Source organism: Haloarcula halobia, from assembly GCF_029338255.1.
Lineage (GTDB): Archaea > Halobacteriota > Halobacteria > Halobacteriales > Haloarculaceae > Haloarcula > Haloarcula halobia.
The window spans coordinates 85,338-104,471 of sequence record NZ_CP119788.1 but is presented as its reverse complement, the minus strand read 5'-3'; the positions used below and the strand labels follow the sequence as shown (position 1 = coordinate 104,471).

Genomic DNA, 19,134 nt, shown 5'->3' with positions numbered 1-19,134 from the left:
CGTGCACGGGATTGTGATCGGTGAAGTGACCGGTGGGGGACAAGTTGTCCCCCGATGTGACAAACCGGTCAGATCCGGTTGCGGCTGCTGATGACAGCCGCGACCGACAATCAGTCGACGAGCATCGAGAAAATATCGATCCGCTCTCGATCGGGAAACTACCGTTGACAGAGCAGGCCGCGGTGGTCGTCGACGAGACGACCGTCGCGGCCGACCTCGTCACCCAACTCGAGTACGACCGCTACACCCACGAAGATCCCGTCCCCGACTGGCGTCCCGCCAAGCCGTTCGCGGCGATGGTTGGGGCACTCCTCTTGCAGGAGTTGGAAGACGCGTCCGATGGCTGGCTCCATCGGACGCTCGATGCTGACCCCGAACTTGCCGCTAATCTGGGCTTCGAACCAGACAATCCCCCCTCACGGAGTGCGATCTCACGCGCCTGGAGCGGACGGCTTGCCGAACTGCGCTCGACGATCGAGACGAGTGCTCGTCAGATCCAGCAGTTGGCCGCTGAGCGCGGTAGTCCAATCGGAGCACCGTACGAAACCAACGCTTCGGAGGAGCCGACAGGCTCCTCGAAGCGCACCGTCAATCGTCTCCTTCGCCGGAAAACCAGGGACCTGCTGGACGAACTCCAGACAGTCGTGTTACCTGCATTCGGCTCGATCGGCCCGACGATCTAGCCTACGATGACGAAGAACTGCTAACCCTGGAGGCCTGTCTCGGAGTGACAGGCACCGCCGCCAACGGCGGTGCCGAGACCTATGGTGATTTCGTCAACCCAGATCCGGCTCTCGACGACCCCTTCTACGAGGACGGACCGAGTGGCGAAACACTGCTGGAGGCGATCAAAGACCTTTCTCCGACGGACATCGCTGAGATGGTCAACCAGGGCGCGGCCCGCGTCTTGACGCGGGCCAAGCCCCGTCTGGAGTTCGAGACACCGGTCATGCTGTCAATCGACATCACCTACGTCGCCTTCTACGGAGAGCGCGAGGAACTCGTTCGTGTGCAGGGTGCTCCTGAGGACAAATCCTACGACTGGTGCTACAAGTTTGCGACCGCGAACGTTGTCGGGGACAACGTTCACTTCGCGGCCGGAATGCTCCCAGTCGGCCACGCTGACTACCACGATTCCGATGCGTACCCTGGCAAAGACAAGAGTTACCGAGTCGGCGACGTCGTTCGCCGACTCGTCGATCACGTCAACGATGTCTGTCGGATCCGTATATGACGGCTGTACGCCGATCGTGAGTTCTACGCGACCGACGTATTCTCGACGTTGGAACAGCGAGAGATCTTCTACGTAATCCCGGCACGGCGCGATGACCGCGTCAAGCGGTTCATCGCGCGCATGAACGAGGACGTAGACGGCAACAAGCAGGTGACAGTCAAACACGACCACGCTGTATACGGGCCGGTGAAACACGGTGGGACGAAGAGTAGCACCGAGACAACGCTCGTCGGTCTCCCGCCAGACGAGGACCGCGAAGAGCCGCAGGTGTTTGCGACCAATCTCGACGTCAACGACGAGATTGGTCTCGATCGGCGGTGGGCGAAGAAACAGATCAACCGCTACAGCCGTCGAGGTGGCATCGAAACCGCCTACAGCAAGATCAAGGAGTTCGCACCGTGGACCACCTCGACGAACTTCTCGATTCGGCTGTTTCACTTCGGATTCGCGGTACTGTTATACGATCTGTGGTTGCTGGTGGACTTTTTGGTCCAGACATTGATCGATGTCGTGGAGTTTCGCACGAAACCGCGGGTGACGGCCCCGCGGTTTCGTGCATTCCTTCGCCGGGAGGTGAGCGCATTGCTGTAAATCCCGGTCCGTGGCAGCCCTTCGTGAGAGGCATCACTGTCAAAGTCGACTGATTTGCCCGGTCTCTCCTGTCCGACCGCTACTCACCACCGCTGAGTAGCGGTCGTAACTTCTTGATCAGCTGGTACACTGGCCCGACTTCCACCGAGAGAGGTGGTTCTCGTGCACGGATTCGGCGGCATTCGCAGCGCCACAGATTAGCATTGATATAGCAATATATAGTTTACACACAAGGATATCTCGTTTCTAGAAGTTAATACGCCAGAATTCGGCACTTCGAGTGAATACGCGTATGGTCATGATTAGTCGAGTAATCACAACCAGTTTGGAGTACCCCGCCGCTGTCGGGTAAGCACGAATGCCGCAATCGACTCAGAACGGCGCTTCCCCAGGGTAAAGCCGCTGGAAGCGTCTTCCGGTTTCGAATCTCGGAATGATCTCGAGGTCCGCTTCCTCGACGGAAGTCTTATTATGAATTACCCATAATTCGTAATAGAGATGGCGAAATCACCGTCCCGGTCGGGCCGACCACCGATTCAGCAGCTTCAGACGGTCGTCGACCTCCTCGAAACGCCGACACTCGCTCGGTTGTACGCCTACATCTTGCAACACGGCCCAGTGACTGTTTCCGGGATGGTCACCGAACTCGGCATCCCACAGGGGACCGCTTACGACTACGTTCAAAATCTCGAAACCGCTGGCTTAGTGGAGAAAGCCCGTGAGCAGCGCCCGTACGAATACGATGCCGAGTCGATTGCACTCACGCTCTCGACGGACGGCGAAACGCAAACGATTACGCCAGGACTAATCGCAGCCGTTGCTCGCCGCGAAGAGGACGAAGACATCGATGTCTACATCGAGCGCCATGGCCTCGACGGTCTCGCCGTCGCGCTTGAATACGCTTACGAGTTCGTTGACGGAACGGTCAACCATCGGATTGCGGCCCGGGAACTCGATCTCTCACCGCTGGAAGCAGAGATTATTCTCCAAGCGCTGGAGCCGGTTGCGACCGAGTACGCCGACGCGGCTGCATGACAACCGTCTACATCGCCGATACCGGCGTCTTTGTACGGTGTGGCGGCTCGGACAAGGACAAGTTTCAACGACTTCGTCGGGCACTTCGACAAGCAGGTGTCTCGTTGCGTGTCCCGCAGCGCGTCTACGAAGAGCTTGGGGGCGATCCGGCAGCAGACGAGTATCCCTCAGGGAATATTCCCTATCCCGATGGATTCGAGGAGGGATGGATTGTCGTCGCCAACGAACTCGACTACACCAATCCACTCGTTTCGACGGTGATGGACAAGGCACGTCGTTTCATCGCCAACGAAACCGACCGCGACGAAGACGTCATCGAGAAAGCTCGACACGGCGCTCGTTGGACTTGCGGCCCAGGTCCTCGACACAGAGGTGGCCGACCACGTTGTTCTCTTGACGACCGACAAACCGGCGGGGCAGGCGGCAGAAACGCTCCTTTCACAGCACGGCTTCAGTGACTGTCTCGAATTTCGGTACGTCAGCGTCGCGTATCTCGAAACGCTCACAGCCGACGAATTCCGGTGACCACCTCCTGTAATCCGATATAGAGCGAAAGACCTCAATCTATATCGAGATACAGCGTGAACGGTAACGTATGACCGAAGACGAATCGAACTCCAGGGATCTGATGGAGCGCCAGACCACGGGTGAAGACCGGGTGAGGATGACCGCCCGGCAGCTGTCGGAGCCGCGGACAGCCAACTGGATCGCCTCCGAAGCGGGCTGGTCACACGAGCCGACCAAGCGTGTCCTCGAACGGCTCGTCGATGATGGCATCCTCCATTGTGACGAAAGCGGTACTCATACGACGTACTACCCAGATTACCGACGCCAAGCGATGCAAGAGGCGATGCGGCTTCGAGACAGCGGACACACTGTTGAGGAACTCACGGACCGTCTCGCCGATATGAAGGCGCAGATTCGCGATTGGGAGGGTGAATTTGACGTCGAGTCGCCAAACCACCTTCGCGGAACGCTCGCCGAAGAGTCTCTCGACGCCGACGAAGAAAGCCGTCGCCGTGAGATTGCACGCGAGTGGGAACACCTCCAACGGCGCATCGAAATCGTCGGCTTCGCCATCCGTGAATGGGATTTCCTCACTCCGACAACAGAGCCCGCTGAGGCCAGCAGCTGACGGATGTCGGTCCCGCGTCCAGGTAGTGACCCAAACGCAAACCTCTGTGCCCAGATGAAGCGAGACGTCCTCGGCCGTGTGCCACAGATTACGGCGGTCGAGTTCGTTCCTGATGATATCGAGGCCAAGCAGCTGCAGGCACGGTTTGATCCAGCCCGTCTCGATCCTTCGACAGGGCCTGAATCGCCGGAACTGTCCATCAAGTGGTATCGACAGGAGCCACACGATTGGTTCCGGGTCAACTACACCAACCCAAACACGGGTTTTCACGCTGGCTGGCACCAAGACGAGGACCATCCCAATCTCGGGAGGACGCATTTCCAGTACTCCGCCGTCGACGACGAGGACCGATGGGGTATCACGTTTGAACACGAGACTCCTTCGCTGATCCTTTGGGAGATTGTCGAAGCACTCCTCGAGGATGTCCGTCCGAATATACAGTGCGCGAACGAGGACTCATGATACCGAAAGAACGCGAGAATCAGTCACTTACGAGTTCCTTCGAGCGCTATCTGCATGATAAGGGGAAAGGCCGCGGTGGCGACGGCGGGAACTATCGACGAAACGCCGCTCGCGAGCTTGAGCGGTTCGCCGAGTGGGCCGCCGGCGACCGGGGTGACAACGACTGGACCGGGATCGTCCCCAGCAATCTTGACCGCGACCCCACCTTCGAGGATCTCGACGAGCGTGTCTTCCGGGAATACGCTCGACACCTCGCCGGAGATCGGGGACTCAAACAGACCTCGGTTCAGACCTACAACGCGTATATCTCAGCGTGCTTTGGCTGATTCTGCCTGCTGTCGTGCACCAATCGATTCCCCACGACCATGATATCGGGACCTGTGATGCACGGCCGACTGAGTATGCCTACAGCTGTACGTCAGCGCTGAGTCCACATTCGATTCGCCGTGGATCAATCACGTACCATTTGCAGTCCGGTACGCCTGAGCGTGTTGTCAGTGATTGTATGAATGTCGTGGACCGTCATTACGATCAACAGACAGAGCGTGAGAAGGTGGAACAGCAGCGTCCCTATCTGCCTGAGGAATCGGTCTACATCCCTCACCCTGACCACGCGTCTCTAACTGACTGTGAACGGTCTTCCTTACGCTGACGTTTGGTTCGTGGGTCGTAGTGCTTCCTAATGATTTTCGTCGACTGATCGAATCGATTCGATACCCAGTTGCTCACCGATAACAGATCGATGTTTGAGGTACTCAACGAGTGCTGTCTCGTGGTCCCACCCGTGGAGTTCTTTCAGCACGAACAGGCGAAAGAGCGTGTTCATCTCGTAGCGTGTCGAATTCGCGTAGCGATCGTGAGGATCGAATCGAAAGTAGGCCAGCGGAACCGTACAGACGGACAGCTCAACGGGGGTATGGGCGTCGTGATCGAACCACGCTTCCGACACAGTACGAAGGTCCGACTCCAGTCCAGTTAGCGAACTCCGGTCATACAACGGGGTCGAGTCGTACGCCGGCCACTCGACGTGCGATTTCCGAGCGATCCGACGAAAGACACTCCGGCGAGACTCACTGGTTGGTGCCACTGCGAGACACTGGACATTTCACAGCCAAGAACTCGTTCTCTTCGACAGACCGTTGCGAGATAGATGTGTTCACGGTCACACTAATCAGGCGTTTCGAACTCCGAGATCGTCCGATACGGGACGTAGTAGCCGATCTCATCGATCCACGTCGATAGCCACTCGTCAGCAGTGGCTTCATCGATCTTCCCAGCATCGATTGCAGCCAACAGAACCCCAACCGACCCGACAACGGTCACGCCCTGGTCTTTCGCAAACGACCGGGCATCGCCGTCGTCTGTCAGCAGTCGACCGTCGTGTGCGTCGGCGAGGGCGAACGCCTGTGCTTCCCCGGGGTCGAGATGTCCACCAACAACGGCTTCTCTGTTTGCGACAGTATCCGAAATCGTCGCAACTTGGATTTCGTCATCAAGCGTATCGAGTGCTTCCTGGAGATATGGGTGATTATCGACGCCGTTTTCGAGCCTCACGAACGGCTGGTACCGTACAGATTCCAGAAAGGTCAGTAACTATCCACAGCTGATCGATGTACGCAAAATTCGAGAGAACAGTCGTGTTCAAGACGCTTGGGTTCGCTGGGAGATCGTTACCTGTCATTTAGCACGTGGCTCCTCATCAGACGAGTCCTCATCATCGAATTCGAGTTCGCGTGCTGCCTCTACCTCGTAGGCTGCGTCGTCTTCGTCAACGAGCCCGAGGCGAAGTTCAACACCGTGCTCACGGAGGATGTCACGCATCGTCCAGCGGTCGACAGCAGCGAGTCTCGCAGCATCACCGAGTGTGATCCGCTCGCGTTCGTAGAGGGCGACCGCAGCTGCAATCCGTTCGTTCTCGTGGTCCTCGAAGTATTCACGCACGAACTCGCGCAACGCATCGCTCTTGCCCCCGAAGACACCAGCCTCGACAGCACCCTCAATGAGGAGGTCGAGGTCATCTGGGTAGGAACCGGTAATTCGTGCCATCGTTCTCTCCAAGACTACGACTTCATACTATTTATGAACTGCGCCAGACTGCCATATGCATTGAGATGACCGGCCTCAACTACTGTGCCGTGTGACGGAACGCAGATCTGGTCGTGAGGAGAGTCGAACAAACCTCCCAATCCTTGATTTCTGTACCCAAGTGTTCACACACAGGGGAACAACTTATCAAACCGGCCCGTGTATCTCCTGTTATGAGTCAGGAATCGCTCGACGATACGATAAAATTCCGTGCTGGCCCGCTCAAAGAAGCGGCAACCGAACTGGATTCCGTCCATCTGGGCGGCATCAATATCAGCGAACTCGCACGTGAGGGGCTAACTGAGATGCTTCGACGATCGATGACGGACGACGACAAAATCGCGATTTACGAGCGCTATTCGGCAGGTGACCTCTCTGAGGACGCTGCTCGGGTGCTTCTCGGTGACGAACTTGACTTCCTCGAAGAGGATATTGACGCCTTCCGTGAGGCTGCCACTGACGACACCAGTGACTACCTCGTCTAAATGGCTACCGATACACGGTATCCGATCCTCGTCGACACGGACACGCTGATCGCTGTTGCGAATAGCTCCTTGTGGACTCAAATAACGAAACACGTCGGTCTCACGACGACGAACGTCTTTGACATCCTCCCCGCGCTGAAGCGCGAGGATTCCCACGTTGGGATATTCTAGCCTACGGGACGACCTGTTCTTGTGGGACGACTCGCCCCGTTGATTTGTCGAACAGGCGTACCGATGGCTGTGCCAAGCAGCCGTTACTCCTATCCTTCGCAGGACTCGGAGTTACCGTCGATCGCATATTCTCCGCCGCGTTCAGGTCACTATTAGCGAGCAGATCACAATTCTCACAGATGTACAAGCCGCGCTCGACACGATTCGAGTCGGCTTCAGTCCCACACTCGCAGCACGTTTTCGACGTTTTCAGCGCTGCTTCATCGACACGCTCGACGTCGATGCCGCGTTCTTGGGCCTTGTACTCGATGTGGCTGAGCAGCGCCTCGAACGCCCAGTCGTGCAACCGCTTGTTCCCGTGCCGTCCCCAATCTTCATCGTCGCGGATGTTCTTCGGGTGGCCCACCGCTATCGTTCCCACGTCACGGTCAGCACACTGTTCTACGATGTCTTTTGAGAGGGCGTGCAGGAAGTGGTCCTGTCGCCGGGATTTCGTCTGCCGCGCCCACTCTGCTTTATCGCTCGGGCCATCAGCTCCTTCCGTCTCGTATTCCTCGCGGCGGAAGTAGTGTGCGTCTTCTTTCAGAGCGTTGCCCGGATACAGGAGTGTCTCGTCACCGAGAGAGACGGCCGCAGTGTTGCAGATGCCGAGGTCGATACCTGCGGTTCTCTCGCCGGGTGTTTCGGGCGTCTCAATCCGCATCTTGCAGACGAAGTGGAGCTCCCACGCATCCCCGTTCCAGACAGCACGCACGGTCTGGACGCTCTCGACAGCGTCGAGCGTCTGGTCGTCTGTCTGGAGCGTGTATTCGCAGAGGATATAGTCTGCGGCGTACCGGGATTCCTTCATGTTCGTGCCTTTGGAAAGCCGAACACGGTTGTACTGCGTATCGAGTTTGAAGCCCTGATTCTTCCACGTCACGGTCGAGCGTGGGCGTTCGTCGCCATGTTTGCGGTAGCCGGGTGGGTTCGCGTCTGGATCGTCCTGTTCATACCACGAGACGAACGCTTCACCGAGTTCCTGAAGAACTCGTTGACTGGATTGTGAGTGCAAATCCGCATAGCGGTCGTGGTCTTTGAGGTACGAACAGAGTTCATCGGCGTCTGGAATGTGGTCAATAGCATTCCAGACGCGCGAGATCATCCACCGGCCGACGTTCCACAGTTTACTGGCAGCGAAGCCATGCGAATCGAGGTCCTCAGCGACTTGCGAGTGATTCGTCACACTCGCTTTGAGTGTCCGTGTGACGACCCGATCCGCCATATGTAAGCATGGTCTGTTTGCTTATATAAAAGTTGGGCGTCACTCCGTGGAATATCCAGCCGTGGCTCCCAGCGTGGCGTGGTCCCCAGTTGTCGGCTTCATCCCCGCCGTGAACAGTAGACGCCGAATCAAATCGAGGCCGGAAGAGGGTAGTTTCCTCCGACAGCTCAGTTGAGGCGATTCCAAAACGGAAACTCACAGAACAGAACCGGAAGATCGGGGGACCGCCGCCGCTCGGCGGCGGTCCCGAGCGTTGCCACTCAGTTGGGGTGTTCTGACCGGTCGTCCCGGTCGGTGTGACTCAGCCGCTAGCCGTAGTCCGTTGGGAGGACGAAAAGCCGGAAGATTCGGGTCGAGAGGGGCGGTTTCTTCGGAATCGTTCCACTCGAGAGAAGGACGTTCGCCAACACCCACAGGTTGTACAGAGAGACCGCGAACAGGAAGTAGAACAATCGGACCGAGAACGTCGGCTAATCAGGAGTTCGGAACGACAGATTCTGTGCATGAGACGGGCGGCTAACCGGAGCGGCTCACCAGTGTTGAAAGGATGTCACAGAAGACATCCGAGTTCGAGCCGGCCATCAGGCGGCTCGAACGCCAAGCTGCCGAATTGATACACAAAGACACCGATCTCTTGACCGCTGTCTGCGGATTGACGTTCAGCGATACACCCATCTCTGGCACGGCTGCAAACGAATGGGACGCTCAATACGAGTATCGTCCGATGATACGGGCGTTCTACTGCAAGGAACTCGCGGGATTCGCCACCACGGAACTGTACGAGTATCTCGCCGACGCCGAGCGTGCCAGCACGCTCGGCTTCGACCCCAACCAGTTCGCTCCAGACAAGATGGCCCCAGGCCGAACGACGCTCGGCCGCGCATGGCGTGATCGCTTCACTGACCGGCTCAAGTCGTTCATCACACAGTCCGCACAGCGTATCCTCGCGGTTGCCCACGACATGGGCAATCCGCTCGGAATGCGTGCACTCGAACCAACCGACAAAAGCAACTCTTCGAACCGGACGGAGCGTCGCTACGTCACCGAGAAAGCCAAGGACGTGACGGATGCACTCTGTCAGATTGTCTTCCCTGCGATCGATCTTGACCGTCCCAAGGAGGGAACGCAGTATGCCGATACTGCGTTCCTCGATCTCCAGAGTTACCTCGGGCTAACTGGAACAGCTGCCAACCAAGGGAGCCAAATGTTCGACGAAGAAACGACCCGTGAGGCTGGTGGTCCTGCTGGTGATACGCATCTCCAGTACATCAAGCAACTCGACGCGATGGAGATCGCGTCGATGGTCAACGGTGCGATTGGTGAGATGGTATGGGCTGCTGAGCAGTACTATTCGATAGATCGCCACGCCGACGTGGCGATCGACATCACCTACGTCGCATACTACGGTGACCGTGATGAGTTCCAGATGAGTACCGGCGCTCCACCGAGCAAGTCCTACTCGTGGTGTTACAAGATGGCGACGATTTCGGTCGTTGGTGAGGAAGTGAAATTCACGCTCGGGATGCGGCCGCTGCGCGGCTACATCCCTCGGAGCGTCCTCGTTGAGAAACTTCTTGACATAGCGAGTGATCATGTCTCGCTTGGAACGGTGTATGCCGATGCCGAATTTGACGGCATCGGCGTCATCAACGCGCTTGAAGAGAAGCGTCTCTCCTACTTGATCCGAAAGTCATCGGACAACCGCGTTGATCGGTTTGTCGCCGCCATGGATCACGAAGTAGCAGTCAAGCAATCCCACGAGATGGAGAAGACGAGTGGAGGCGAATCTGTGACGGTCACCCCGACCCTGGTCGGGGTTCCCTCAACTCGGAAGGAAGATACGACGGTGATGTTCGTGACGAATCTCCAGGTGAGCGATGGTACGAAAGCAGCACGCGGGCGTACCCGCCGCATCATAGGGCGGTACGCCCGCAGGTGGGGAATTGAGAACAGCTACAAGTCGATCAAAGATTTCCTGGCGTGGACAACATCACGGAACACGGCTGTGAGGGTGTTTTACTTCGGATTTGCGGTGATTCTCTACGATATGTGGTTAGTCGTTGACTTGCTGGTACAGATCAGCCTCGATATTGAACAGCGGTTGAAGCCGCGCGTGCCTGCACGAACGTTCCTGAATATCGTGCGCAAGGAGATGCCTGTGACGTGGCGTTCCGCCGGGCGGAACGCCGACTCGTGAGAGATATCTCTACGCAATCTGGCTATTTTCGCCGCAATATCAGTCGAAATTGACGGATCAGTTCGCTGTTCGACCGAACGGACGACAGATCGACATTATTGTTGTGGCCTGTTGCCGAAATTCACCGCTGCTCATCAGTTGTTCATGCACATTCCGAACACCTGCCTAGCGCCCGGGTCAACACGCCCCTCCGTACTGGCGAGACTGACGGTCGCCATGAATTTCTCGTCTCGTCCATCACCGCCTACCCGCATCACTGCTCGAACAACCAGCTCAAGCCGGAGTTCAACATTCTCGTCGTATCTCGGCGAGCGCTCTGTGATTTGAATCGGCAACTACTGTAAACGGCGGGATTCTCCTCGAAAAATTGTATAGGCGAAGATGGTAGCAAGCGGAAGCTCACTCTTTAGGGGTGGGAGAATGTCAATGACGACGTCGGCTACTTCGAGAGAACACTATGGACCAGAATAGACCCACGGGGCGAACGCCATTGAGTTCACTCACCGCCTCGTTCGAGCGCTATCTCCAGGACAAGGGAAAGGGTCGCGGTGGCGACGGAGGGAACTACCGGCGGAACGCAGCGCGAGAGCTCGAACGGTTCGCCGAATGGGCCGCCGGCGACCGTGGCGACGATGACTGGACCGGGATCATCCCCGAGGACGCCGACCGCGAACCAACCTTCGACGATCTCGACGAGCGTGTCTTCCGGGAGTACGCTCGACACCTCGCCGGAGATCGGGGACTCAAACAGAACACGGTCCAGACATACTACGCGTACATCTCAGCGTGGTGTGGCTGGTGTGTCAATGAGGGCTATCTGGAGGCCCACTACGCACAGCGAGCAAGCGCGATGGCACCGCTTCCTGAGGACGACGGCCGCAAGCCCGGAGACCAACAGGCCTGGACGTCCGAGCAGCGCCACGCGCTCACCCGCCACGTCGACGAGGAGGCACGTGAGGCCATCGAGGCGTACACGACCCTCCCCGACGACGTGGATCCGCTCAACAAGCAACGGGCTCGCTACGCGGCACTGAAAGCCGCCCGCGACCGGGTACTCGTGTTCGTCCTCGCGTACACCGCCGTCCGCGTGGGTGAACTCCTCCGTGATCCAGATGATCCACGACGCCGTGGTATCAGATGGGAAGACATCAACCTCGAGGACGGGAGTATGGACGTCTATCGGAAGAAACAGCAGTGGGACGCCGCCTCTCTTCCTGACCCAGTTATCTCGCCGTTACGGAGCTACCGCAAACTGATGGACCCACCGTCAGAGCGGTGGCCGGTGTTCCCGACGTTCGACCAGCGAACACTCGGAGAACTCCTACAGAAGGAGCTAGCCGACCGAGGGGAACGCCCGAAGGCAATCGACGAACGACGTGAAAAGTACGCTCGTGACCTCCTGCTGGCACTTGACGAAGACATCCAGCCGCCCTCGATCACGACCGGTGGAGCACGGACGATTCTTCAGCGACTTTCAGGAACAGCGGAAATCGATATCGACCATCCAAAACACGACTATCTCGCACCACACGGCGGTCGGCGAGGGATGGGCGAAGTTCTCGTCCGAGCATTCGGCTACACGGTTGCGGCCCGATATCTCGATAACTCCGAAGAGATGGTTCGCGAGCGCTATTCCCACATTGAGGCGGGCGAGCTGGGTGATGTAGCGACAGAAGCACTCGACGAATACGATTCTCTGGTATCCGGTCAAGCATCGCGGTCAAATCGTCGTTGAACGACGTTCGACGCGCCCATCGGTTACCGCAACGGCTTCTTTCTCTTCCAGTCGTGTCAGGATCTCCTGTACGTCCGCTGCAGACCAATCAAGCTCCTGTTGCAGGTCAGCCATCGACTTCGGTTCGTCAAGCGCGTGCAGCACTTCGAGCTCCTCGTATACGCGCTCGGTAATCTCCGCCACGGGGTCGTGCAACGACGTCGTCACGTTGTGTTGTTCGGTGAGATCGGTCAACGCTTCGTTGACGTACGTTACGAACAGCTCTTGCTCCAAGAGATCGACCTGCGTCTCGAGTTCCGCTTCGACGACATCGAACTCGAGGCCAGTCTGCATCAACGAGAACATATCCTCGATGTCGTCCACCCGACCGGCGACCGCTTTGAACAGGAAGATGTCTTCTGGACTCACGAGTTCGACCACGAGATTTCCTGGGTCGAGGTATCGCTCGCTTCGCTCACGGATGCCTGGAGACAGAATCAGTTTGCCGATCACCTGTTTGTTGAAGACGTCGATTCGGCACCCATCATCGTTTTCCAGGATTCGCTGGGCACCGAGCTCTTCGTACTCTTCGTCCGGCTCCCGGACGATATCGTATCCCAGCTCAAGTAGCACCGCTTGTAGCTGACTCAAATCGTCGCCGGAGGTGACGATGAAGTCGATATCTTTGGTCGTCTCTTTGAGTCCGCGAAATGCCATCGACCCACCGCCGATCAAAAAGACGGTGAGTGGGTTGTCCAGCTGCTGGCCGATGCGCTCGAGTTCTGAGCGAATATATGCGCTGTCGAATCGCGCCCTCATAGCGTCACCTCGTACTCATCAGCGAGCTCCTGAACGTCCTCCCACTCGGGAAGTCGGGACGTCCGCTGGGTACCGCTGGTTTCGAGATACGTGCAGAGGTCGTCGACGATGTCCTCGACGCTGTACTTGGTGGCTTGGGCTCGAAGTTCGTCGCGGTCAATGTCGACGTGACTGAGCAGGAGCAAACAGTATGACTGCGTTCGTGCGCCCAAATCGATCACGAGCATGTGGCAGCACAACATCTCCGGGGAGAGCTCGGTCGTCGTCTCCGAATAGAGGTAGTGTCTGCGGTCACGTGTCAAGAGTGGGAGGCCGTATCGCTGAAACTGGTCTGGGCCTGTCGAAATGAAGTGCTCGTCGGTGATCTCGGTCGGCGTCTGCACAAGGAACTCGTCGAGAGATTCCCACAGAATCCTGTACGTGTCGGTCTGTTCTTCGACAGTCTGGCGGTGGACATGATGGGCAAGCTCACGAGCGAATGTACTCAGCTGTTCGAAGCCGTCGTTCAGTGCGTACGCCCCGTTGTCGGTTTGGTAAACGAGTCCGCGATGTTGAAGCGGGGCAAGCGTACGGTGGACAGTGCTTCGGTGGACGTCGGCGCGGCGTGCGAGTTCGGTCGCAGCCCGTGGGGTATCGAGGTAGTAGCAGACACGGAGGGCTGACCCTGACAACAGTTCTGGCCAGTCGATGTGTGAATACTGCTGGGTAAGGTCCGTGAGTAACTCGAGTGCCCTTGCATCCGACAGCCGTACCTGATTTGTTTTCCCCTGTCGGCGGGCCTCGACGAGGCCAGCTGTTTCGAGCCGTTTGACGAGTTCGGAGGTGTAGCTGAGACTTCGATCGAGATTCGTTGCAAGGTCAGAGACCGTCTGCTCACCATGGAGGGCAGTGAGGGCGCGAACCTCGCCTTCTGTGAGCATACTGTTGCATACTAGCGAAGTAATATATAAATAACTTCGGTATTTTGCACCACAAGGTCGACTCCCGATACCGGTGATGCTCACATTGTACACATAATGAGCGGCGATAAGAAACGCGTGCAGTTTCGGGCCCCAATCGCCTCATCGATCGGGCCGACGCACTGGCCGCAGTCCTTGGGGAAGACCGAACAGATGTGCTCGTGACCGCGCTTCGGGAGTACCTCCAAGACGTCGCTCACGACGACGCACTCACCCAAGAGATCGGCGCCGCCTATTACGACGATGGGATCACCTTCGAGCAGCTCAAAGCGCTCGTCGGCGCCGAGGAAGCGGCCAACCTCCGAGTGTTGAAACAGCAGTTGGACGAGGACTTCATCGACGAGGTCGCCGACGCATAGAAAGCCCTCGGCCGCTCGGCATCCCGCGACCCACGCTGCGCTCCTCGTGCCTGTGGTGCTTACGGAGTCGGGGAGCAACCGAGACGGCCTCGCCCTTTCTGAATCCACCAGGATATCGGCTGTGTCAGTAAGCGTCGAGCCCGGTTGAACAGGTTCTTTGTTACGGCACGCCCCGCTCGCCGCTTCCGCCCTCCGCGTCGCTCGCGACCGACCATTCCGGGCGTGCGGGCGCTCTCCGTACCGCGAGCGCCCAGTCCGGGCTAAAATGAATCTGGTCTCGACGGCAGCGGGTATCCCCGTCGGTTGCGCCCCCTTGCGGGCTTTCGCGTTCCAGCGCTTTGTGCCGCCTGTCTGTACAAAGCGGGTCGCGAAGAGGGACGATGGCTAACGCAGGCGGAAGTCGCTGCGGCGGCGAGCGTCACTGCGACGACCATCCGGTCGCACCGAGACACATTAGAGGAGCAGGTAGCCTGACAATGCTTCTGCACAAGCACTGTTGGAAAGAATATTTTCTTAAGAAATCTATTTGTTTCCAGAGAGCGTAGCACCCAGTATGACCGAGACGTGGGACGATGTCAACCAGCAGGTCAAAGCGGACTGGAAAGCGGAGACCACGCCGTTCGAGCGGGTGTACGAAATCGTCGAACAGACTCACGACGGGCAGTCAGCAGCCGAGATAGCCGACCGCGCACTCGTGAGCGAGCCGACGGCACGCCGCCACTGCAAGACACTCGTGAACACGGGCTTCGCGGAGACGGATCAAGACGGTCGAACAACGCTGTACAAGCGAAACAGTGACCGGATATTGATGTCCCGGATCCGTGAGCTTCGTGACGAAGCGAGCCGGACGGAGTTGCTCAACGGCATCAAGGAAATGAAAGCCGAGATCCGGCGCTACGAGGACCGCTACGACGTGGTATCACCTGAAGAACTCGCCCAGCAACTCGACGCCGACGAGATGGAGGGGTGGGACGACCTAACTGCATGGCGAACGACGCGACAGAATCTCGCGGTCGCCCAGCTCGCACTCGCATACGACGAAGCCAGCCAACAGTTCGCGGTATGAGCGACAACGACCGTGCCGGCGAGTTCGGGCCGATTTATCTCCCGGCGCTCCAGCGAATTCGTGATCTCTGGCTGGAACTCGAACCGTTAATCGAGACAACATCGTACGATGACGTCGTCGCCCCCACGGAACTGCAGATTAGTCTCACTGACGGGCTCGGCGACGCCGACAGCGCTCGGCTCGATATCCAGTGGAGCGAACTGGGGATGTATTCGTTTCATTACGTCGATTCCGCTGACATCAACTGGCGATTTGATCGCCACCCAAACACACATTCATCCGAAATTCACTTCCACCCTCCGCCCGAGACTGCGACGACGGATGCCGAACCGTCGTGTATCGACGTAACCGAGGTCTCACTCGTGGCTCGTGCCGTCCATGCAATGTGGCGAGCAGCGTACGAGGATGATGAACTGGATCGGCTGAATAGTGCGTCAAACCCACCTTAACGGTACATTAGCGAATAGCGCGGTCAGCCACGTCGATCATCTGCTCACGCGCGACATCGACAATCGGGTGTGAATCCACCGCTAATTACTCAGAGACAGGCCCTTTGTACTCCCAATTGAGGCTGTCGCCCTGTCGGCGGACGATATACTTGTAAGGGCCATGTAGTTCACCAGATTGACATTTGCAGTTGTCCTTGCCACAACTGACCTTCTTGATCACCACCGTCCCGCCACTCGATTCCTCGACAGCTTCGATTGACTCACCCTCGCCGGCGTCGATATCTTCGGTGGCGACGTCCTGGCGGTACTCGAGGAGATCATCGATCCAATCCTGGAGGGCGCGCAGGTCTGCGTCATCTTGCTTTGGGACGCCCTCAGCAAGATACTGGGGAAGCGAATCGGGAGATGGTGGTTGGCCGGGCATTGTCTTACCAAACAATAGAGATTGGCAAAGAATAAATGTTTGGTAAGATTGGACGCAATACCCTCCAGCTTTTCCGGAGCAATCCCCGGTAAGGACGACGTAAACAAGAGATTAGCAGGGTATCAGTAGCATCGGAAGAGCTGGATATGGAAGGGGATTCAACCCTCCACCGTTTCCGGAGCTATTGTGCGAGATAATGAACCCCCTCCACCACTTCCGGAGCTTTGTGCTAGGTAGGTCGAGACGAGCGACACGCATGGACAGTACTAGTCTAGAGAAGCTTCTGAAGGCGTAGACGAACTGAAATCTCGATATTGAGTCAGGCCAGTTCGATGCTGAAACGATGAACGCGAGCTTGGAGCTGGATGGATGTGAGTATGACCCTCCACTGTTTCCGGAGCTTTTCCTGAGACCAGATTTCACAAACCCTCACTCCACCATTTCCGAAGCTATCTATGAGAGAAGGAAAGGGATCAGTGAAAGACACACCGGCAATCAACTAAGATCAGTTTTTCAGATAGGTTTTGTCCTTTCTCACTAGACATATTTATTTTCTATCACGTATTTTTCGCGCTAGTACGGTGATGGTTCAGGTGTTATTGTCTTAATTCTTTGGTGAATATTAGTTCCCTTTCGGAATGCGTGATGAGCTGTCTTTCGCATAGCTTCGGAAACAGTGGAGTGAGAGGGGGTTATAAAGAACTGTGGCTTCGGAACCACTGGTGTGTGTATTCTTTATGTACCCACGAGCTTAGGACGCTTCGGAAGCTAAGGAAGCGGTGGTTTTATCATATCGTCCTGTGTGGCGGTCTATCATGGGGATGTTCCAACGAGACCATCAGGTGTTCGCTGATGCAGAGCCCCTTGATGACTCCTATGAACCCGAGGATATTCGTGAACGGGACGAGGAACTCGAAAAATATCAGCGAGCCCTTCAGCCGATTATCGATAACCGCCCGACGTCCAACATCTTTCTGTACGGTAAGACAGGAACGGGGAAGACCGTCGCGACGAAATTTATGTTGTCCCATCTCGAGAACGACGCTGTTGAGTACGATGATGTCGATCTCTCGACCGTTTGGGTCAGCTGCGAGAATCTCTCTTCGTCATACCAGGTCGCCGTTGCTCTCGTCAACGAACTCCGTGAAAGCCAAGACAAGGACCGCATCAGCACCACTGGCTACTCTCAGCAGCGGGTTTTCGATATCCTCTATGAGGAACTCGACGCGCTTGGTGGCACAGTCGTGATTGTCCTCGACGAGATCGATAACATCGGCCACTCTGACGACATCCTCTACGGTCTTCCTCGAGCACGGTCGAATGGCTACGTCGACGACGTACGCCCAGTAATCGTTGGCATCAGCAATGATTTTCAGTTCCGAGACAACCTCTCGCCGAAGGTCAAGGACACGCTCGCCGAAAAAGAGATCCTCTTTCCACCGTACGACGCGAATCAACTGCGCTCGATTCTCAACCCCCGCGCCGAGAAGGCGTTCCACGATGGTGTCTTAACGGATGATGTCGTCCCACTCTGTGCAGCATTTGCTGCTCAGGACACGGGATCTGCTCGACAGGCAATCCGGCTGCTTCGTGAAGCCGGCGAACTCGCGCAATCTGCCGATTCTGACACCATGACTGAGGAACACGTCCGGGACGCTCAAGACGAACTCGAGAAGAACCAACTCTACGAGGGGATGCAGGAACTCACGACACAGGGACACGCTGTCCTCTGTGCGCTTGCGTATCATCAAGCCCTTGACGATGTTCCGGTTCGCTCTCGCGATTTATACGAACGATACGTGAAGATTTGCGACCGGCTTGAGGCTGACAGCGTGAGCGAGCGCCGTGTTCGCGACCACCTCTCGGATATGAATATGCTCGGGCTCATTAGCGTCTATGAACGAAACGAGGGACTCTCGGCTGGTCGGTATCACGAGTACGAGCTTGACGTTCCACTGAAATCTGTGCTGGAAGTCCTACTCTCGACGACCCGCTTCGAGGAACTTGCGAACATCATCAAGTCGACGGCCGACGATAACAACCTTCTCCAGTCAGATATTTCCGACTACTGAGTGCGGACTACTACGATTCTAAAGAGAGGTGCCTTTCTAAGTCACAGAAAGCTCCGGAAACGGTGGAGGGTAGTGACCGTTCTCGCGCTCTGGAAACTAAGCAAAGTGCGTGTAATCAGGGTCTTACCAAACTTTTTGACTACTCTTCACCTTCTATGTTTGGTAAGAATGAGGGGCCCCAATCGCTAATTTTATCCATATTCTGTAAGTGAACTAAACTACGTCAAGAGCGCTTGAACACACTATCTATGCAAAATTGGTGAGCTGTCCACTCATATTGAGTTTTGAAAACTCCGGGTCATGTGGTCTAAGCTTGCAAAATCCCTCACAAGTCCTAATGGGCCGAAATAAGTTTGGCTGGATTCTGTATATATCAAAAAGTCAATTATATTTGGCTATAACATTGTACTCGGAAACTGATGATCACTAAACTGGTGGCTGGCATGTATGGCCGTCAGCAAGGCAACCACGTAAGATCTGATTGAGCGATTTGGTCTTGATCTCTGAAGGTTGATAACAATTTTTGACCAAGGGCAGGCGGTTTGTCAGCATTGGGTTTGTATTTTGGTTTCAACCAGAGTGTTAGATCATATTCAGTGTCTACAGACGCAAA

General features: G+C 56.6%; 18 protein-coding genes and 7 pseudogenes. 17 read left to right on the top strand and 8 right to left on the bottom strand.

The window, feature by feature from the left end:
• Positions 1-32: 32 nt before the first annotated feature.
• The 8 genes and pseudogenes from P1K88_RS18180 to P1K88_RS18145 form a co-directional block, all read left to right on the top strand.
• The gene (locus tag P1K88_RS18180) at positions 33-683 is read left to right on the top strand and encodes a transposase (RefSeq protein ID WP_276414206.1); all 651 of its coding nucleotides are present in this window, start codon (positions 33-35) and stop codon (positions 681-683) included.
• A 44-nt stretch (positions 684-727) separates the two neighbouring features.
• Positions 728-1,234, top strand: a complete 507-nt coding sequence (locus P1K88_RS18175; RefSeq protein WP_276414205.1) for a hypothetical protein — start codon at positions 728-730, stop codon at positions 1,232-1,234.
• 48 nt (positions 1,235-1,282) lie between these two features.
• On the top strand, positions 1,283-1,825 hold the full coding sequence (locus P1K88_RS18170) for a hypothetical protein (protein ID WP_276414204.1): 543 nt from the start codon (positions 1,283-1,285) through the stop codon (positions 1,823-1,825).
• Positions 1,826-2,323: 498 nt separating this feature from the next.
• Positions 2,324-2,860: a DUF7437 domain-containing protein gene (locus tag P1K88_RS18165; RefSeq protein ID WP_276414203.1), complete on the top strand. Its 537-nt coding sequence runs from the start codon at positions 2,324-2,326 to the stop codon at positions 2,858-2,860.
• A pseudogene (locus P1K88_RS18160) lies at positions 2,857-3,385 on the top strand (PIN domain-containing protein). Before P1K88_RS18165 ends, P1K88_RS18160 begins: the two are co-directional and overlap by 4 nt.
• 70 nt (positions 3,386-3,455) lie before the next feature.
• Positions 3,456-3,995 (top strand): DUF7342 family protein, encoded by a 540-nt coding sequence (locus P1K88_RS18155; RefSeq protein WP_276414202.1) that lies wholly within the window; start codon positions 3,456-3,458, stop codon positions 3,993-3,995.
• A 3-nt stretch (positions 3,996-3,998) separates the two neighbouring features.
• On the top strand, positions 3,999-4,457 hold the full coding sequence (locus tag P1K88_RS18150) for a hypothetical protein (protein ID WP_276414201.1): 459 nt from the start codon (positions 3,999-4,001) through the stop codon (positions 4,455-4,457).
• Positions 4,454-4,780 (top strand): annotated as a pseudogene (locus P1K88_RS18145) (site-specific integrase); the annotation flags it as partial. The gene P1K88_RS18150 and the pseudogene P1K88_RS18145, both read left to right, overlap by 4 nt.
• 380 nt (positions 4,781-5,160) lie before the next feature.
• Here P1K88_RS18145 and P1K88_RS18140 read toward each other — a convergent pair.
• The 3 genes and pseudogenes from P1K88_RS18140 to P1K88_RS18130 all read right to left on the bottom strand — a co-directional run.
• Positions 5,161-5,544, bottom strand: a pseudogene (locus P1K88_RS18140) (transposase); the annotation flags it as partial.
• Positions 5,545-5,624: 80 nt separating this feature from the next.
• Positions 5,625-6,138: pseudogene (locus P1K88_RS18135) on the bottom strand (PIN domain-containing protein).
• Positions 6,135-6,503 carry a UPF0175 family protein gene (locus P1K88_RS18130; protein ID WP_004966860.1) on the bottom strand — a complete coding sequence of 123 codons (369 nt, stop codon included), beginning with the start codon at positions 6,501-6,503 and terminating at the stop codon, positions 6,135-6,137. The pseudogene P1K88_RS18135 and the gene P1K88_RS18130 overlap by 4 nt, the downstream one beginning before the upstream one ends.
• A 212-nt stretch (positions 6,504-6,715) precedes the next feature.
• On the opposite strand from P1K88_RS18130, the gene P1K88_RS18125 reads away from it, so the two are divergent.
• Positions 6,716-7,027 carry a DUF8065 family protein gene (locus P1K88_RS18125; RefSeq protein ID WP_276414200.1) on the top strand — a complete coding sequence of 104 codons (312 nt, stop codon included), beginning with the start codon at positions 6,716-6,718 and terminating at the stop codon, positions 7,025-7,027.
• Positions 7,028-7,198, top strand: coding sequence for a hypothetical protein (locus P1K88_RS18615; protein ID WP_473092256.1), 171 nt, complete (start codon positions 7,028-7,030; stop codon positions 7,196-7,198).
• Between the two features lies 1 nt (position 7,199).
• On the opposite strand, the gene P1K88_RS18120 is transcribed toward P1K88_RS18615, so the two are convergent.
• Complete coding sequence (locus P1K88_RS18120; RefSeq protein ID WP_276414199.1) at positions 7,200-8,462, bottom strand: RNA-guided endonuclease InsQ/TnpB family protein; 1,263 nt, start codon at positions 8,460-8,462, stop codon at positions 7,200-7,202.
• Positions 8,463-8,770: 308 nt separating this feature from the next.
• Positions 8,771-8,932: pseudogene (locus tag P1K88_RS18550) on the bottom strand (transposase); the annotation flags it as partial.
• Between the two features lie 77 nt (positions 8,933-9,009).
• On the opposite strand from P1K88_RS18550, the gene P1K88_RS18115 reads away from it, so the two are divergent.
• Positions 9,010-10,659: a transposase gene (locus P1K88_RS18115; RefSeq protein WP_276414198.1), complete on the top strand. Its 1,650-nt coding sequence runs from the start codon at positions 9,010-9,012 to the stop codon at positions 10,657-10,659.
• 490 nt (positions 10,660-11,149) lie between these two features.
• Positions 11,150-12,394 (top strand): phage integrase SAM-like domain-containing protein, encoded by a 1,245-nt coding sequence (locus tag P1K88_RS18110; protein ID WP_276414197.1) that lies wholly within the window; start codon positions 11,150-11,152, stop codon positions 12,392-12,394.
• Here the strand turns inward: P1K88_RS18110 and P1K88_RS18105 are convergent.
• Both P1K88_RS18105 and P1K88_RS18100 read right to left on the bottom strand, forming a co-directional pair.
• On the bottom strand, positions 12,380-13,192 hold the full coding sequence (locus P1K88_RS18105) for a DUF6036 family nucleotidyltransferase (RefSeq protein ID WP_276414196.1): 813 nt from the start codon (positions 13,190-13,192) through the stop codon (positions 12,380-12,382). The two genes, P1K88_RS18110 and P1K88_RS18105, sit on opposite strands and share 15 nt — an antisense overlap.
• Positions 13,189-14,112 (bottom strand): MarR family transcriptional regulator, encoded by a 924-nt coding sequence (locus tag P1K88_RS18100; RefSeq protein WP_276414195.1) that lies wholly within the window; start codon positions 14,110-14,112, stop codon positions 13,189-13,191. The genes P1K88_RS18105 and P1K88_RS18100 overlap by 4 nt, the downstream gene beginning before the upstream one ends.
• A gap of 96 nt (positions 14,113-14,208) precedes the next feature.
• Here P1K88_RS18100 and P1K88_RS18095 point away from each other — a divergent pair.
• The 4 genes and pseudogenes from P1K88_RS18095 (at position 14,209) to P1K88_RS18080 (ending at position 16,025) form a co-directional block, all read left to right on the top strand.
• Positions 14,209-14,510 (top strand): annotated as a pseudogene (locus P1K88_RS18095) (hypothetical protein).
• 318 nt (positions 14,511-14,828) lie between these two features.
• Positions 14,829-14,984: pseudogene (locus P1K88_RS18090) on the top strand (transcription initiation factor IIB family protein); the annotation flags it as partial.
• Between the two features lie 79 nt (positions 14,985-15,063).
• The gene (locus tag P1K88_RS18085; RefSeq protein ID WP_276414193.1) at positions 15,064-15,576 is read left to right on the top strand and encodes a winged helix-turn-helix domain-containing protein; all 513 of its coding nucleotides are present in this window, start codon (positions 15,064-15,066) and stop codon (positions 15,574-15,576) included.
• Positions 15,573-16,025 (top strand): toxin-antitoxin system TumE family protein, encoded by a 453-nt coding sequence (locus P1K88_RS18080; RefSeq protein ID WP_276414192.1) that lies wholly within the window; start codon positions 15,573-15,575, stop codon positions 16,023-16,025. The genes P1K88_RS18085 and P1K88_RS18080 overlap by 4 nt, the downstream gene beginning before the upstream one ends.
• An 85-nt stretch (positions 16,026-16,110) precedes the next feature.
• Here P1K88_RS18080 and P1K88_RS18075 read toward each other — a convergent pair whose 3' ends face one another.
• Complete coding sequence (locus P1K88_RS18075) at positions 16,111-16,449, bottom strand: DUF6788 family protein (protein WP_276414191.1); 339 nt, start codon at positions 16,447-16,449, stop codon at positions 16,111-16,113.
• Positions 16,450-17,264: 815 nt separating this feature from the next.
• Here P1K88_RS18075 and P1K88_RS18070 point away from each other — a divergent pair.
• Positions 17,265-18,521 (top strand): orc1/cdc6 family replication initiation protein, encoded by a 1,257-nt coding sequence (locus tag P1K88_RS18070; RefSeq protein WP_276414190.1) that lies wholly within the window; start codon positions 17,265-17,267, stop codon positions 18,519-18,521.
• Positions 18,522-19,134 lie beyond the last annotated feature (613 nt).